Origin of the sequence: Nostoc sp. FACHB-892, from assembly GCF_014698795.1 — a bacterium.
Classification (GTDB): Bacteria; Cyanobacteriota; Cyanobacteriia; order Cyanobacteriales; family Nostocaceae; genus Nostoc.
Map to the genome: position 1 here is coordinate 26,176 of NZ_JACJTR010000049.1, position 16,582 is coordinate 42,757.

Consider the following 16,582-nt stretch of genomic DNA (forward strand, 5'->3'; position numbering starts at 1 on the left):
GAAAATTTGATAATTCCCCAACTGGTAGCTATAGAGTAGCCCTACTGCTACCAGTTGAGCATAAGACATTTCTTGAAAAATTCTGGCGTAATGCTGACTGACAATGACTTACAGCAAATTTTAATCGCTTGTTTTATTCTCAATAACTTCAAAATTATTGAGAATGCATAATACATTTATGTTGCAAGTGTGCTTCAATAATTTTTTCATTCACTTAACCCAGCCCACTTAACATCCGATTTTTTTTCTTCATGCCTGAATAGAAATTGTTCATTTTACAATCTCCACGCTTGTTAATAGAGATGAAACTTGTTTTAAGTAGTGAAATTGTCTGATTAGTCACAGTTACAAATAGCAGACATTTTGCACCTAAAACCCCGATTCATATACAAAATGTCTGCTATTCTGCACAGCTTATACACGCTTCTAACCGTTATAGCTGTCAGGAAACTTTGATTATTCACTACAAAATGTCTGCTATTTTGCACATCGCTTTTTTGAAAAATTGGTGTCTAATACATACACCAACTACCCTTTAGCCACTTTTATCAAACTTACTCATTCTCAATAACTCTAAAATTATTGAGAATGTATAATACTTTGATGTTGCAAACGTACTTCAAAAATCTCGCTCAATCGATCAACTTCTTCAGTGAGTAAATCTGAAATCTCCACTGTGAGTTCAGGAGTCATTTTATATATTGAGCGTTAACTGAAATCGAAACTCGTCTAACGCAACAACTACACTAAACACTTATAAAGCCGTGGACTTAGTGTAGTTTAACCGTAGTAAATCAGTCTCATCCGACACTAATATTTTTGGACGGACAAAAGGACGAAAACAGTGGTTTTTTGTCCTTTTGGCCGTCCAATGAACGCCAACCCTACTCAATTGTCATGCTCTGCTGACAAATGCCCACCTGTCAACGGCCGTCCAAAAGGACAGAAATGACCAGTTTTTGTCCTTTTGGCCGGACAGTGTTTTTGAAGAAAATCTTCTGTAACTTATATCCAGTCTCAATTACAGCCACTTTTTTGAGCAATTTGTATTGTCAATAAGACCCAGGCTTATTGACAATGCGTAATCATGATATGTTGCAATTGTGTTTCAAAAATTCTTTCTTGAACTGAACCAAGTCCACATCGCGTCCGATTTTCCTGTTTTGGCACGATGACCCCTGAAACTCCTAATAAATAAGGCTTAAGAGCGAAGTAATCAAATTTTTCACCATTTTACCCAGGCTTGTCGTTACAAGTAACCTTTGCTGTTGACTCTGCCACTATTAAGTAGAGTTGTTCAGCAAGCCAGATGTGTCAGAGCAAAGTGATCCAGAATTAATTTCTTTAGCACGACAAGGAGATAAAGCTGCATTTGGTCGGCTTGTGTTACGTTATCAGCCGATGGCGCAACGCATTGCAGAGCGAATGCTCCGCAATAAAGATTTGGCCGGTGATCTTGTACAAGATACCATGTTGCAAGCTTATCTTTCATTGGAGAAACTTCATCAGCCAGAGCGCTTTAAAAGTTGGCTATATGGCATTGTGCTGAATATTTGCCGCAACGAATTGCGCCGTCGAAAGGTGATCGTGTTTTCCATAGAAGCAATGCTGGGAGATTTAGCTGATACGCCATTATTAATTGATGAGAATTCACCCGCTCCTGAGCAAGTAGAAGAACTCAAAGAACTCCGCATTGCTTTACTAGAAGCAATCGATTCTCTATCTGACAATAATCGTCAAGCAACTTTGCTGTTCTATGACGAACAACTCAGTCTACAAGAAGTAGCAGTTCGCTTAAATATTTCAGTCGGTGCAGTCAAGGGGCGTTTGCATAAAGCTCGCCACCAACTCAGACAACGTTTGCTACCTATAAGAGCGAAGATTCAACCTATTTCATTTAAGGAATCTAAGACAATGGCTACCAATACAAATACACAAATTAAGCCAGAACTTTGCTGTTCATTTTGTAACAAAAGCAGTGAACAGGTTAATCTTTTGATAGCAGGGCCACCACGGGGAAATGTCTCTATTTATATTTGTAATGAGTGTGTGGATGTATGTAATCAAATTATTAGCGTACAAATTCCTCGGTTGACACAGCTTGAATTTGAGTCATTAATGAATTCAGACGAATTGAGTGACTAAAATCAGTAAAGAAAGAGAGAATTTTTGGACTCATTTTGACTTGATAAACAACTCGGTCTGCATCAGAATTTAGTTGTCTCGACAGCTTAAATTCCCGTGCTAACTCCCGCGCATTTCTCCCGCTCATGTTGCCACCGATGAGTTTGGCATCTTCACGAGATTCTAAATAATCTAACAGCTTGCGAAAACCTCTACCTTTAGTCTGCTTCCCAATCATCCTCTTCGTCTTCCTCTTCTGAATCTTCATCATCAACATCATCCGAGGCAATATATCGTCTGCACTGATGCAGCAGTTCTAAAAGTTCTCTTAGTAGTTCTGGATCAGCAGGTAAAGTTCGCCCAACTTTTAAGGCTGTGTTAGTTGCCTTTACAAGCTGGTTTAGGTTGTTCCCGATTTGTCCTAACTCCCAATATGTTTGTAAGCTAATTTTACTCAGTCGTTTTGGTAATGGACGCATCAACGCATTACGTCTCATTAGTTCACTTGCTGACATCCCCGCGTCTTGTGATTTAACACGAATCATATCCAGTTCAATGTCGCTCAACCTAACTGGGAATATATGCTTTCGGACTAGAGCTTTAGACTGCTTGCGATTCGCCATAAGTTGAGAGATTGAGGGACATTGCGAGGGGGGTTTTTAGGGGGGTGAAACCCCACTGAACCAGCTTTGCCGTTCGAGCGCAGCGAGACAAAGCGTAAGCTTTGAGGCATGGCTGGCTTCAAGCCCAAATACGGGGGTGGGCGAGGTGTCGTGTGCTACGTATGTACGGAGGAGACAGCAGGGGGCTGAAGGCGGGAGTACAACGGCGTAGCCGTGATGCTGACTATCCTACAACCTACAGAGGGATATATCAACGGCGTAGCCGGAATTTGAATCAAATCAAGCAGGAGATAAATTCTGGTTTGGCGTAGCCACTATAGAGGAGATAAAAACAGCGAAGCTGCTATATAAAAATTCTCTGATTCAGCGTAGCTGCCACACAATATAATAGTCTGCGTAGCTGTAATACGAAAAGATAATTCAGCGTAGCTGTAATAGTCAGATTTTTTAGCGTTAGCTTGAATAATAAGACCAGCGAAGCTGCCACACTAAAAAATATAAGGCGTAGCCGTGATGCGAAGAGGTAATTCGGCGTAGCCGCAATAGCCGATTTTTGTAGGATTTTGAAAACTCTCTTGGTACAAATTATTTCAAATAGCCGATAATTATCAGTTAATCGGTATTCATGAGATAACCATGAGTGAGCATCAGAATTCAGAAGTAATCACGAAAGAGAAGATTGATAAGGCCATTAATCTTCTCAAGGGACAGAAGCCGAAAGAGCGAGAAGCTGTATCGGACAGAGAGGCCATCAGGAAAATGAGACGGTACATTGAGAAGCTGACTTCTGACAAGTACGGCTACACTTACGACGAAGTTTCAGAAATGCTGAAGGGTCTGGGCATTAATTTGACAGGCAGCAGAATTAAATATTTAGTAGGTGAGTTGAAAAAAAGCAGCCGTCGCCGTCAGAAAACATCTGATAACGGCAGTAGTAAATCAGAGAATGGGCCTATTGAAAATCAGTCAGCAGTTGTTGGAAGCAGCGAAGCTGAAGAAACACCTGTAAAGAGTACAAAGGGCAAGAAAAAACAACAGCCAGCAGCGCAGGAACCAGAAGCAAAATCAGAACCAACTAGAGAAACAAACAGGTCAGCTTTTATGCCAAAAATTTACAAAGATAACGAAATATAAGCTGGTTGAATTATGAGTTATATTTTCGATATATTTCTTTTTCAAGTTCCAGCTTTTGTTTATCTATTCGTATTACCATTTCATCATCTTTACCATACCCGTATGGGTCGGGTAAAAGTTGATATAAACCAAACTCACAACATTCTGCAATTACAGATGTCAGCACTATTAAATTAAGAGTTATAGTTAATTAATTCTACTAATAGTCTTCCATCAGTTGTCATTCTTGTTCCTATAATTTTCCAACCAGTTTTTAATGCTAGTTTTAACATTGCTATATTGTTATTCTCTACAAATGTTAGCAAGTATGAGTATTGGGAGAGTAATTGTTTAATAGCTTGATCATAAGCTTTATAAATTAATGGAGAATTTCTAAACTTTGGTAAAGCACCACCGAATTGTATATATATTTGTTCACTATTATGTTCGTAAAATGTCATGTAACCTCCCAAGGTCTTTTGGTAAAAAAATAGAATAGCAAAGTCTATTCTTTCTAATTCTCTCGGTCGGTATTCTTGAAAAACTATCTGATGAATTTCCTCAGAAATTTTTTTAAATTCTGTAAAGGAAATTATTTTAATTTCTATGTCGCTCATTTAAAATACTTGTGTGTTGACTATTTTAATTAATTAATAAGAAATTAGAAGTATTTTAGATAATAATTTTTTGTTATAAAATATTAGTATTTTAATTTTAGAGGATGTTTTAAAAGTATTATTACTTGCCTTAAAAGCTCACACACATAACATTTTATACCCTTTATCTTTTCGGGATAGAGTTTCTAAAAGAGGAATGCAAGCTGGTATTTAGAACAATTTATAACTTTTTAAACATCCCCATAGAAAATGACCGATGATTAAACTTTATTTGAGAAACATTGGAATAAAAAAGCTTCTAGATTTCCTAAGTATTTTGTACTAATATCAACGAACACTTGATTGGTTGATATTTTTATAATTTTAGGAAATTTTCCAATGTAGCTTAATAAATGTCTATAAGTAGCTATTTAGTACCACCTACACCTCGGGTAACTTTAGGAGTGCCTCCAAAGTTTAAAATGCCTTGACCTACTACAGCTATTACATCTTCTAAGGCATTACCGCCTTGAATAGCGTTTTCTTCTTCTTCGGTAAGTACAGATAGAACCAGTTGTGATTGAATCAGATCTAGTTCTTCATTCGTGATTTGCGGAAAAACAGAATTTGCTTTTAACGTACTCATAAATACACCTTTTTATTTGCTTCCTGAACTACCCCTATCTCTGAAGTTTGGGGGTTACAACAACGAGTATGAATCTTAACAAATGTTAAATTTTATTTTTCATTCCTCAGACATACATCGTTATATATATATTAGAAAATATTTTTTTATCAGCCTTCCACCTATAGCAAGTAGACAAATATTCCGTGTTTTGTTGTCAAATAACTAACAATATGTTAAGACAGTTTTACTAACTCAGCTATTAGAAACAAGCAGAAATTTTTAGAAATTAGGCGTTTAATTTTTACGCCTCTAAATTATCACTAACTATCTCAAACCCTTGTAATTACGTTTTTTCGCAAATATCAAAGTTTTGTCCCAAAGATTTGAACAGTCGGGTTTTGAACTTTTCGGACAAGTCTAATTTATTAATGCCGTACATAACAGTATTAAACAATGCTGTGGCACCACCCGTGACAGCACTTAGTACATTACTAATACAGTGAAGTGCAGTACAGGCAATGCTTAAATAAGGCATTCCACTGTACGCGCACATTGCACACACATTGAAAAGCAGTGAGGGCAATGTATGGATGAAGCTGATAGCAAGAGCGTACAAGTTACAGCCTACTTACCAAAAGATGTGCATGAGCTACTCAAAGGCTGGATGGACGAAAATTACCAGCGTTCTGTCTCCTCTGCTGTGTCGCTGATTGTCGAACACTTTCTCAAAAAAGACGGTTGCCCTTTGGGAGATACCGACCTTGGCCCCAGAGTTGCGGCACTAGAGCAAGAAAATCTCGCGTCTCGGCTTGCCCAGCTAGAACAACAGATGCGGCAACTCAGGGAAGATAAGGTGAAGTACATTATTAGCACGTTGCTCTTACCGTAGAAAGCAGTAACCTTAATGCACTGATGCTGTACAGAGCTAGGGTGGGGCGTTTCAAGGCATACTAAACCGGACGCTCACTCAATGATTAAGTACCGAATCATGAAGGAGAGCATCTTTTGTTACTGATAGGTCAGTAGAAATTAAAAACTGATAAATTTTAGAGCGTTACTGTCGAGTTACAGGTGATTTGCACCCTTGCAACGGTACTCAGAATGGATTCGTCTGAGTAAACTTCAGTAGGTAAACAACGCAAGATAATCATCAGCAGTGAAGCCCTAACAGCCGGGCTACATCTGTGTAAAACTCGCCGCATCGCCGTACTACCAATAACTTGGGCAACTTCCGCCACCCCTTCTTGCACAGTTGGGAGTGATGATTCTGATTCAGCAATCAACATTGGGAAGTATGTACGGGCTAGCCACTTTTCATCATCGTCTAAGTCAGCCAAATTTTTATTACTACCGCTATTAAGACTATCTAATAGTAGGAGTAATAATTTTTTAAAGTGCTGCCAGCCCCCCCATCTCTGGGTAAATCGGCTCACCCAAGCTTGGGAGATTTCAGCAATATTCGCGATCGCTGGTTGGGTAATTTTCTGTTTTGACTGCCAAAGCTGCGTTAATGCGTTGACGATAGCGTGTCCTGTTTGCTCACTGGCGTTACCCGCTTCTGGGCAGAGTTGGAAAGCATCAACGCTTTCTAATTTAACTCCTGGTAATTCACGATCGAGGAAACCCAAATCATAGTCAGCGCAGAAGTAGAATGTTAGCTCCACATTGGGGCGACGATGTGAACGTAATCGCCCAATCTCTTGGATTATTTCTGCACGGATCAGGTCTGTGAGATACTTTTGGAAGGTGCTGTTTTTATCTTCCAGGTTAACCCTTTCACCAGTCATCACCTGATATTGTGCTGCTAAAACACCGATGTTTTGGTAAGGAATGCCAAAAGAAGCGATCGCATCACACTCACTAAACCTGTTAACACCACGCCCATCGACAAAGTGACCGTATTCTGTGTGGCCCTCGGAAAGGGATGCAATCTGTTTCCAATCGATAATCCCAAGGTTGGGGCAGAGTTTTTTCAAGGTTTCTTTGAGGGCATTAACACGAGCGCTTAGTGGAAGAGAGCGATTTTTGGGCAGTTTACCCAGTCCAGTGACGTTGACGACTTTTAAATTGCCGTAGTCTGGGCGTTGTTGCTCAATGACTAACACAGGATCATTGATGCCCAGTTTCAATTTCAACTGCTCGGATTTGAATGTGGCATCAAGATAAATATTAAATTTGGCTCCTACAGCCAATTCAGTATGTTTAGGATTTCGGCGGTAAATGCTGAGTACACCCCATTGAGACTGAAAACTACCATCACCTTTCCAAGCTTCCAGGAAGTCAGGCAACCAGTAATTAGGCAAGTCAAGAAACTCCCTGCCTGCCGTTCGTGCGCTGTCTTTAACTACCTTTTTGGCAGCATAACGAGCCGCAGAGCTTTTTTTGAGTTGTTTATCTTGGGTAATATCAATTGAGTCCAAGTCTTCTAAGAAAGTTAAATCAGGTTCTGAGGCTTGCTGAATGGCTTCGATATCTAAACCTGTGGGGAAAGCCGGCAGCAGCGCACGGATGCTGGCATCATCAAACCCGTAGCGGTCATTCGGCTTAAGTTGCTGAGTTAACAGTTGGTGTAAAACTAAGAGTGCAGGTTGCAGCTGTGACATTATGTTTGGTTCTAACAGTAGCAGCTTGCCCACAGTGGTTTCAAAATCGTTGCGGTTCACATCAACCGAGCGCACGGGCTTGATGAGTGTGCCAGCTTCTTCCCATAATCGCCCAACGGTGAAAGTTTGGTCAGCAGCGTTAGTTAAGGTAATTGGTGTAGAGTCTGGGTGCGCTCTGAGTTCGGAATAATTTTGAATTGCTGTACGTTTTTGAAAGCGGAATCCAAAACCGTCCCCGTAAGCAAAACGGCACTGATTTTTAAGGGAACAACCGCCACAGATGGGGCTAATACCGCTCTCTTCAAAATCAAGGCTGCTAAAATTCTTGTTACGAAATGCGTTAAATAAGTAAGTCCTGTGACAATTGCCGTCAGTGTCGGCAGTTTCACCCGCTTTAGTCCACAGTTTAAAGTCCTCACCTAGAGGAGTTTTGCGGGTGGGGTCAAGTTTAAAGCCGTTGTGTCGCACTGGCAGGTCAATAAAATTCGTCTCAATGGGCAGTGTAGATGGGTTTCTGTGGTTGGCATCCTGGTAAATTAGTTTATCAACGCCGAATAGCCCCGCCGTTAATTGCCCTGCGTTGTAAGACTTGCCGAGTCCTGGATGGGAATTATCTAAGATTTGTGTCCAGCCCTTGGATACGGCCTCTACCCATGCGGTGATATGTTCTTCTGGCTGGCAGGAGATAGAGATATTGCCTGTAACTTCAGTTATGTACGGGATATTGCCCCTTTTGTAGATAATTACATTGGTCGAAGGCGTGTCAATTTCGGGTTCAGGCTTTGGTGTTGGTGGGGCTTTAAATCCTTTAAATATCGAAGAAAATGGAGCGATGCCTACGGCGGTAAACAACGCTTGCTTCAATAAATTTTGGAAGCTGCTCAAATCCTCTCTAACTCGCCCAAGTTCCCACTGTTCACGGCTAATTACTCCTTGGTCGCGTTCGTTATATTCATACTGCCGTTTAGGGAACCGAAAGCCATACTGTTTGGCAATGTGAAACAGTGTACCGATTGAGATTCCCCCACGCCGAAAACTGCGAATCTTAGCGTGGATGTTCCAAGTTGAGCCTTTGATACTGGGCGACCACTGTTCGGCGATGATTTCGGCATCCATTGGCCCGTAGTGATTGACCAAAGCCATCAACACCTGACGGCATTCGTCATAGTTACCGCTTCCTGGGGTACGTGGTGGGATGAATGAAAGCGCGTTCTGGATTAGCTGGTCAATGTCCCAGCCTTCAGTGAGGGAAATCTCACGCCACTCTTTACGCCGTGACTCAATTTCTTGGATTCTTAGCTGATACTCCTCCCGTTCATGCAGCGCGATCGCAATCGCCTCACTTATCCATTCTGCTGGTAAAGTGGCTTCAGGGTTGACTAGCGGGAATTCTGCCTCTGTACTACCGTAGAAAACACGACTTGCATCTTTACAAGCTGGGTCATGGGGTAACTGCTGCATTAGGAAGCGTGTACAAGCTTCTACAGTATCAGCACCCTGAACATATTCGGGGAGAAGAAAAACCAAACGAAATTTATGCCATTCTGGTTTATGGCTGGCTGTGGTGTAAATTAAAGCACAGTGTTTTTTAATGAAGGGATGGGCTAGCGCTTCTTCAATGGTTAATTGGTGATCGTAAACTTTGATAGAATTGCCGTTAGCGTCCAGTATTGGTTTGCCGTCAGGATCACGGGCGATATTGGAATTATCAATGTCGAGTAGTAGCCACTGAGAACCGATGACATTGGCCTTACTGCGCCATTTCGCCCCTAACAGTCCGGCACAGATGGCGTGACCTGCTTTTATGTGTTGCTGGACATCGGCTAGAGTGCCCTCTACATCAATGAAGTTACCGGCCAGCTTCTTAAAGTCCCAGTCTTTGTTTTTTCCAGTTGCGTTAAACGCAAACTTGATTATCCGACTCTCAATCAACTCAAGTTTTGTCAAAGCAGCAGAATTTGCCCCTTGAGCATCTGCTGATTGCGCCGATACTGAGTGATTAAATTGTTGTAATGGTGACATGAGAGCTATTCCTCCAGTTTGTGTGTTGGAGGAATTGGAGCTATCCCGAAAGTAATCTTTTAGTACAAACGTTCAAAAATATAATTTGATAAAATTTCTCAAACGCTGTTTACATCTGGTGAGCCAGTGTTACATTGGCTTTACACCGAATCATGTACGATAAAATTACTATTAGGGATATTAATTAGGCCGTTCAAACCCGATAACCCCAATTCCCTTTGAAAACCCTGCTGTCCTACCGGGACGCGGGGTTTTCGTTGTTTTGCCTATGAGTACTTGGCTAAAGTCGTCTTGACAAACTCGATTACTTCCTCCTGTTGAATAATAAATGCAGTGCCTTTTCTTCTAAGAGCCAGAATTTTCATACTTCCAACTTCAGAATAAAGGTGTGAATTGTGATCAATAGCCGCCTTGGTGGGAGGCCATAAGACCAAAACTTTTGCTGAGGGCGTTTTTGTAGCTTCACGGGAAGACATTGCAAACAAGTCCCTGTTCTTGCTCAACCACTTCTCGTAATCTGCCAATTCAAGCAGTGGGCAAGGATTCCAAACTTTTAGTCCATGTTTGTCTTTCCTCTTGATCTGCAAAACCTCTCTAGCTTCGTTGTAGACAATCTCCTTATCTCCTATTGAGCGAATGGAGATAAACAGGTGAATTTTTCGCTCAAATCTCACAAACAAGTCGATAGGGTTCTTATCTTCTATCTTCAGCACCGGAAAGACTTGTATTCCTTGGTTTTTAAACTCATCCAAAAGCGAAGTTGTTAATTTTTCCAGCCTTGCAAGTTTTTGAATTCTTACCAATGGCTTGTAAGCCAATGCAAAAGCTGCCCAGCCTACTGGAGTAATAAAGCCGCCTGTAGCAAGTGCTGTACCGCTAACCGCTAGAGCCAAAGCGGATTCATAGTCTTTCGCCTCCCTAATCATCTCTAACGCCGCTTCATTGTGCGGCGGGAGTTGAAAATCGCTTGGTAGGTCTTTCTGGATCAACATTGGCTAAATCAAAAATTGTTTTGGCTGCTGACTAATGTCTCATCCGTTACAGTGTCAAATTTATCCTCATCTAAACTATCTAGTTAATTTTTACTAAGGAATGTATCTTGCTTAGGCTAAGTTCCACCGAAAGTGGTCGCCCTAATCTTCATCCTGCTTTTTTGATTTATTTGTTTTTGTGTGTCTTGTCGCGATCGCTTCGGAAGCAAGAATTTTTACCATTTGACTCATAGAGCGTTTTTCAGTTTTTGCTTCAGCAGTTATCAATTCATAGAGTGCTAAATCATCTTCATCAGTGAAATAAATATTTAGTCTAGTTCCTGTGGGCATCGTAACACTGTCTGGTGTTGGAATAACCCTATTCTCAGTCTAAACCTCTTACTTGTCACTGGTGTTGTGTAGTGTTATGATAACACTATAAGCCAGAAAACGACACAAAACAAAGGCAAGTGAAGCCAGAAAGTGAAGTTAAGGCTAACCAATAACTGGATAACTGGATTTGAGTCTATTTTGTTAAAAATGGGCTTAAATTCCTACAATTAAAGACTTTCACCAACCATCAGAACCATGACAACGACATACACCAATGCCAAAAACTGGCTCGTCCAAGCAGACTTGTTAGCCAAATCAGGGCTAACTGACCTTATCGCCGGAAAAGATTCAGGTGCAGGGTATGGCAAAGCAATCATCGGTGATTTTTCGATCATGATGCCAGCCGTATACTCACTTGTTCGCAACCGAAACATCATGCACCACGAAACAATCTCAAAAGATGGGGCATGGGTACGTTATCTAGAAGGAACGCGGCTTGACTTAAAAGATGTTCAATTCTTTTGGGGTAGTGCGGCTCTAGCGCAAAGTGACCACACCCTGTTACACGAGGACAAAGCCAAAAAAGCAGAACTGGCACTAGAAAGCATCCTTGCAGACTTAGCAGTTCTGAATATTCCCGATGGGTTCAAGCTTTCGATTAGTTTGAGCAACCATAACCCCGAACGCTGGGGCCAAGAGATTAAACGCAGAGTTGAAGGGACTCACACCTTTGAACATTTGCACCCTGTAACTCGTTCCATTGTCAGCAAGACAGTTGAAATCGTAGTCACAGGCATTTACCCCGAAGGTTTTGGAAGCATTGCCCACTGCTTATTTGGTGAAGCATCCCTGGTACTTGACCCGTCAGAATTAGCGATCGCACTTGATATCGGTTCATCAACTTGGCTTGTAACTGTCTTTAACGGCAGTGGTGCAGTGATTGACCGTCACTTGATTGAAGGTGGAGCGGGTGAACTGCACAGCATGATTGCCGGATCTCTCGACAAGCGAAACGACAGAGTGAGCTTGCTATCCAAGGATGTGAAGCACTCGCCCAGCTTGGTGAACCAGGGAATTATCGAAGGCACTTTCACTTATGGCGGCAACCACCTCACAGGCAAGAAGTTTGAAACCGAGTACAGCCAATGTCTAGATGAATGGTGGAGTAACAGGATTGAGAAATTCGCCAACTTCGTGACTGCTGGCAATTATCTAGACCGCGCTAAATACCTTGTCGCCTGGGGTGGGGGTGTTTCTCTGCCCGTGGTGGATCAGAACTTAGCCGGTTTAGGCTTTGTGGTTTTGAATAATCCCCAGTTCATCAATGCCTTGGGGTTGAAACTATTAACTCAAATTTCTTTGGGAGCCTAATTAATGAATTACGAATCTCGGCGTATAACCATCTCCTACCTAGCAGTAATTGAATTGTGCAAGATGTTTGATTTACCCCAAGATGCGCCAACACAAGCATTATCAGCAGGTGTAGAGAAGCTGATTTTTCAACACGGTAATGTACAACCATCGCCCAAAGTTGAAACAGCGCAATCTACACAGCCCAATAAATCAGCACTTAGCGCAATGGTCACTAATTTCAAGGGGGCAGCATGAACAGAACCAAAGCAAGTGCAGCTGGAGGTTATTGAACTTGTTGAGTTTTGTGAGAACTGATGATGAAGCGATTGCACCGACGACCAATCATTGCAATCGCCCCACAAAGTATGTATCTCTCGCCGCAAAAACGAAAGTACACAAGGATTCTAACAAATGACACTCGATTATAGAAATCCCAATGATTGGGGGCGCTGTTCTTTCACTGATAATGCTTTGAAACTCCAGCAATTTAAGGCTCTTAACCCAACAGCTACGAAGCGCGAAATAAATAGTTTTCTTTGCAGCCTTTACTTACCCCTCACAGGAACTGAATTCTTAGCAACTCATTCAACCATTGATGAGCATCCATACTCTGCTGCATTTGGTCAATTCTTGGGTAATGGTATTGACCCTGATATTGCAAATATATTGGCGTTTGGTGAGAAGAGATTTGATTTAATTTCTGATGATTTTGACGACCCCATAAGGCAATTAGCAGCGAGAATTTATAGCCGATTTGAAGAGATGGGTTACTGGAATGAAGTGCCAGACTCTGACGATGATATCAACTACGACTTAATACCTTATTAGGAGATTAAATGGCACGTAATTTTGGAGCAGCAAAACTCAAAAATCATATTCCCAATAATGCCCCCGGTACGTTAGGAGCAATGGGGAGACTGTTTGATGTGTCGGCCGAGGAGTTCAACAAAGCTTTACAGGGAGATCAAACGGTAATCACCAAAATTGCAGACATGGCGCGACTGTCTGACACAGCTAAGGCTAATCTGCCTAAAGCTTTGGAGGCATACCGAAAAATCATTGAAACCACCGGAGATGTAAACCAAGCCTACGCTGAACTGGTGCAATTGACCCAAAAACACGGAACGCAAACCCTGAAAGCTATCAACACCAGTAAGACAGGAGAGCAGCGTTTCAAAAACGAGATGTCCGAGATGCAGGCAGAACACGTCAACGCCACCACTGCCGAGGCCACCCGTCACGCGCAACGCTCATCCTTGATTCAGATATCTGGGGCTACTGCGGACTTGATGGCGATCGCAAAATATGAGGCTGATTTAATCAAGGCATCCAACAAAGTCCCAGAAGCCCAAGACGCAGCAGATCGCGCTTATGAAAACGCCGTAACTAGCGCACTGTGGACAAACGGTAGTGAAGCGAAAACCGACCGCATACCCAAGCCCAATTACTCGCGCACTGCTGGCATTAGCCGAGTAGGGCAGTGGTTCAGGAATTTTATGGGCATCTAACCATAGTTAGCTAAAAGCCAGTAGTGACGGTAAACTCTGGCTTTTTCTGTTTCACCCAGGCGAGGTAAACATGAATGAAATTGATTCCCTATTATCACAGTTCCAAAACACCAGTGAACAGTCCACACCGTTAATGTGGGGTGAAACTACTTCAGAAAAACCGACCCCAGAGAGCGAAGACGGCGAACGGCTAGAGCAATCTATTAGGGATGTATTCAGCAATAAACAACTCCTCAACAAAGCACTCAAGACATTTTTGGGCGTATTCACCGCTAACACTGGAGTCAGCCTACTAACAAGTCTTGGGATTGGGGCGATCGCTTCTGGCACTTTAAGCAGCATTGTACTAGGGCTATTTTTCGCTGATACCCTTACTAAAATTCACTATGACGGCAGAATCCACATTGGTAAAGACTTCATGGTAGCCACTGCTCAGACGGTGAGTGTAGGGGCTTCGTTGTGGATTGCCTTTGATGAATATAGGGCAGTGTCAGAAGCAACTAATACAGGTAAGACACGGTTCTATCAGGAGGTTAAAACCTACGAAGTTAAGCCAACTCCCAAGAGTGAAATACCTTGGGGCTTGATTGGGGTAGGTGCTTTTGTGTTGTTGGTGATTGCAGCAATCGTCAGGGGAACAAACCAATGAAACGCAAACAATTTGAAGAATACTTGCGTTCGGGAACAGCCAACAATATCACTGTGGGGGTGCTGGCAACCATTGGGTTAATTTGTGGGGCAAAGTCATTCACAGGCACTCAGATTAGTTTGGTTGAATATTGCTTCATCCCCGAAAAGCTCACTCATCCAGTTAACCGTCAAAGGTACTGCACTCCAGAGAAACGTTATGTAATGCCCGAAAGCGAGTTTTACAGCGAAGCTTACACACCAGCTAACCCAGAGTTTCAACGTGATAACTTCCTGCCAACCAAAGCAACCCGCTTAAGAATAATAGAACCAAGTAACCCTCATAAGCCGATTTGGGGATTAGCTTCAGTGTTATTCGTTGGTGGAGCTTATGGGTTATCCAAAGCTAGGGAATGGCGATTAATCCAACTAATGCCTTCAGTTAGGGAAGAAATTCGTAGCAACTGGTTAATTTCTAAACTTTGGTACGGGTTAAGGCTCCACAAAGAAAGCTACACCGCGCAGTTAGACTACGAATTTCACCAATGGACGGAGAATAGACGGGTAAGAGAAGCGCAGTTGTCAAAAATGACACCGCAAGAGTTAGCTATCTTTCAAGAGCAGGTACGTTTGAGGGCAGAAGCCGAAGCACGGGCGCAACTACAGCAGGCGACTGGACAACCCGCCGCAGCATTGCCGGGGCAGTCAATGCAGGATATTGCTAATCCTGGGGATAAGGTTGAAGGAAGCTCTCAAAAGACGCTACAACAAAATACGAATAGTAGCCTTGACCCATCAGAAGCTCTTGCCCTCAATACTTTGCAAGCCTTAGCGAGAGCCGATAGTTCTACTGCTTTAGTCGCTGCACCGGGAAGCGGTAAATCAGTAACCCTCAATTACTTAATTGGGCGGATTTTGGCTGATTCCCCAGGGGCGGACATCTGGGTAATTAGCGCTAAGAATGATAGTTTTTGCGGTTTACGGGAGAAAGAAAGGGTAATTGTCTTTGACGGGGAAAACCCAGACCTAGCCAAAGAGGTAATTGACAACTTTTACACCGACTACAAAAAGCGTAAGCAACTACCAGAATCAAAGCGCGAATCCTTACCGCCATTGATTCTAATTTTGGATGACTGGTTAGTGATTGCTGACCAATTAAGTAAGCATTACTCTGACTGGAATTATGGGGGTAAATTACTTGATGTTTTACTGATTGGTCGAGAGTTTAATACTAAGTTTATTGCTTCCCTACAGTCTTTTAATTTGGCGGCTTTGGGCATTGAAAAGATGGATGCTCAAACGAGAATGTGTTTGAATTTATTGCTGTTAGGTAATAGGTATATCAAGAATGGAAGGGAGCAAGAATCTTATGGGGTGCTGGAGTTGATTTTAAATAGAGGTGACATTATCCCAGGTAAGCAAGAACGGGAGCAAATTAAATCTAAATACTTGGATATTAAAGCAGTCTCTTATAAAAACTTGCGCCCAGTTATGATTGCTTCCGTTGGGGGTTTTGTTGTGGCATTAATGCCAAGATTATCTAATCAAGTTAACCCGATTGCTTCGGAGCAGGAATATCTAGATAGAGTATTTGACCTGGAATTTAATTTAAGTCCGACTCACCAGATACATCCTAAACCATTATCTGAAGTGGCTAACAAGATTTATGAATACTTCCAGAATGTGAAGTCGAAAACGCCAAAAACATTACGTGATTTGAAGAAGGCAGATAGGTTGTCCGGCTATTCAGAATCAGAATTAATTGATGGTTTAGCTGAATTAGTTAAGACTGAAAAGGTAAATTCTGATGCTCCTGATAGCTACTCTCTCCCTGATTGGTGAAAGTCCTGCCGTGATGCCGTGATCATAAAAGGGGATGTTTTACAGGCTTTTCTGAGTGGACACGGCATACGGCACAATCACGGCAATCCATGCGCTGTATAGGTCGTAGCCTACGGCACTGCTACGGCAGCACGGACACCCACGGCAGAAGCATCAATAATAAGTCCGCCAATAAACAGCCATTTATTATTAGAGGATTAATCAAATCATGCTGAAAATAGTAATTGTTGAACCAGAAA

16 protein-coding genes and 2 pseudogenes are annotated in these 16,582 nt (G+C 42.1%); 11 read left to right on the plus strand and 7 right to left on the minus strand.

Translation table 11 applies throughout. The annotated features are described in order from the left end of the window. Positions 1-1,311 precede the first annotated feature (1,311 nt). Positions 1,312-1,851 (plus strand): annotated as a pseudogene (locus H6G96_RS41800) (RNA polymerase sigma factor); the annotation flags it as partial. 63 nt (positions 1,852-1,914) lie between these two features. Beyond that, positions 1,915-2,085: pseudogene (locus H6G96_RS41805) on the plus strand (ClpX C4-type zinc finger protein); the annotation flags it as partial. Here H6G96_RS41805 and H6G96_RS33910 read toward each other — a convergent pair. Then, positions 2,072-2,362 carry a hypothetical protein gene (locus tag H6G96_RS33910; RefSeq protein WP_190917884.1) on the minus strand — a complete coding sequence of 97 codons (291 nt, stop codon included), beginning with the start codon at positions 2,360-2,362 and terminating at the stop codon, positions 2,072-2,074. The pseudogene H6G96_RS41805 and the gene H6G96_RS33910 sit on opposite strands and share 14 nt — an antisense overlap. Next, complete coding sequence (gene mobC / locus H6G96_RS33915) at positions 2,343-2,747, minus strand: plasmid mobilization relaxosome protein MobC (RefSeq protein WP_190917885.1); 405 nt, start codon at positions 2,745-2,747, stop codon at positions 2,343-2,345. The genes H6G96_RS33910 and mobC overlap by 20 nt, the downstream gene beginning before the upstream one ends. Before the next feature lie 152 nt (positions 2,748-2,899). Between mobC and H6G96_RS33920 the strand changes: the two genes are divergently transcribed. Both H6G96_RS33920 and H6G96_RS33925 read left to right on the plus strand, forming a co-directional pair. Beyond that, a complete protein-coding gene (locus H6G96_RS33920) occupies positions 2,900-3,058 on the plus strand; it encodes a hypothetical protein (RefSeq protein WP_190917887.1) in 159 nt (52 codons plus the stop codon). 325 nt (positions 3,059-3,383) lie between these two features. Continuing rightward, the gene (locus H6G96_RS33925; protein WP_190917890.1) at positions 3,384-3,881 is read left to right on the plus strand and encodes a hypothetical protein; all 498 of its coding nucleotides are present in this window, start codon (positions 3,384-3,386) and stop codon (positions 3,879-3,881) included. A gap of 173 nt (positions 3,882-4,054) precedes the next feature. On the opposite strand, the gene H6G96_RS33935 is transcribed toward H6G96_RS33925, so the two are convergent. Both H6G96_RS33935 and H6G96_RS33940 read right to left on the minus strand, forming a co-directional pair. After that, positions 4,055-4,477 (minus strand): hypothetical protein, encoded by a 423-nt coding sequence (locus H6G96_RS33935; RefSeq protein WP_190917894.1) that lies wholly within the window; start codon positions 4,475-4,477, stop codon positions 4,055-4,057. 406 nt (positions 4,478-4,883) lie between these two features. Beyond that, entirely contained in the window at positions 4,884-5,102 is a 219-nt protein-coding gene (locus H6G96_RS33940; protein WP_190917895.1) for a hypothetical protein, read from the minus strand. 568 nt (positions 5,103-5,670) lie between these two features. On the opposite strand from H6G96_RS33940, the gene H6G96_RS33945 reads away from it, so the two are divergent. After that, the gene (locus H6G96_RS33945; RefSeq protein ID WP_190917897.1) at positions 5,671-5,973 is read left to right on the plus strand and encodes a hypothetical protein; all 303 of its coding nucleotides are present in this window, start codon (positions 5,671-5,673) and stop codon (positions 5,971-5,973) included. Positions 5,974-6,130: 157 nt separating this feature from the next. On the opposite strand, the gene H6G96_RS33950 is transcribed toward H6G96_RS33945, so the two are convergent. The 3 genes from H6G96_RS33950 to H6G96_RS33960 all read right to left on the minus strand — a co-directional run bounded on the left by H6G96_RS33950 (position 6,131) and on the right by H6G96_RS33960 (position 11,031). Continuing rightward, positions 6,131-9,709 (minus strand): PriCT-2 domain-containing protein, encoded by a 3,579-nt coding sequence (locus H6G96_RS33950; RefSeq protein WP_190917899.1) that lies wholly within the window; start codon positions 9,707-9,709, stop codon positions 6,131-6,133. Positions 9,710-9,975: 266 nt separating this feature from the next. After that, the gene (locus H6G96_RS33955; protein ID WP_190917901.1) at positions 9,976-10,701 is read right to left on the minus strand and encodes a hypothetical protein; all 726 of its coding nucleotides are present in this window, start codon (positions 10,699-10,701) and stop codon (positions 9,976-9,978) included. 141 nt (positions 10,702-10,842) lie between these two features. Beyond that, positions 10,843-11,031: a hypothetical protein gene (locus H6G96_RS33960; protein WP_190917903.1), complete on the minus strand. Its 189-nt coding sequence runs from the start codon at positions 11,029-11,031 to the stop codon at positions 10,843-10,845. Positions 11,032-11,268: 237 nt separating this feature from the next. Between H6G96_RS33960 and H6G96_RS33965 the strand changes: the two genes are divergently transcribed. The 6 genes from H6G96_RS33965 to H6G96_RS33990 all read left to right on the plus strand — a co-directional run bounded on the left by H6G96_RS33965 (position 11,269) and on the right by H6G96_RS33990 (position 16,343). Beyond that, positions 11,269-12,384: a ParM/StbA family protein gene (locus tag H6G96_RS33965; RefSeq protein WP_190917905.1), complete on the plus strand. Its 1,116-nt coding sequence runs from the start codon at positions 11,269-11,271 to the stop codon at positions 12,382-12,384. Positions 12,385-12,387: 3 nt separating this feature from the next. After that, positions 12,388-12,621 (plus strand): hypothetical protein, encoded by a 234-nt coding sequence (locus H6G96_RS33970; RefSeq protein WP_179076110.1) that lies wholly within the window; start codon positions 12,388-12,390, stop codon positions 12,619-12,621. 156 nt (positions 12,622-12,777) lie between these two features. After that, on the plus strand, positions 12,778-13,194 hold the full coding sequence (locus H6G96_RS33975) for a hypothetical protein (RefSeq protein WP_190917907.1): 417 nt from the start codon (positions 12,778-12,780) through the stop codon (positions 13,192-13,194). Between the two features lie 8 nt (positions 13,195-13,202). After that, a complete protein-coding gene (locus H6G96_RS33980) occupies positions 13,203-13,874 on the plus strand; it encodes a hypothetical protein (protein ID WP_190917909.1) in 672 nt (223 codons plus the stop codon). A 70-nt stretch (positions 13,875-13,944) separates the two neighbouring features. Next, positions 13,945-14,523, plus strand: coding sequence for a hypothetical protein (locus tag H6G96_RS33985; protein WP_190917911.1), 579 nt, complete (start codon positions 13,945-13,947; stop codon positions 14,521-14,523). Further along, a complete protein-coding gene (locus tag H6G96_RS33990) occupies positions 14,520-16,343 on the plus strand; it encodes a hypothetical protein (RefSeq protein WP_190917913.1) in 1,824 nt (607 codons plus the stop codon). The genes H6G96_RS33985 and H6G96_RS33990 overlap by 4 nt, the downstream gene beginning before the upstream one ends. Positions 16,344-16,582 lie beyond the last annotated feature (239 nt).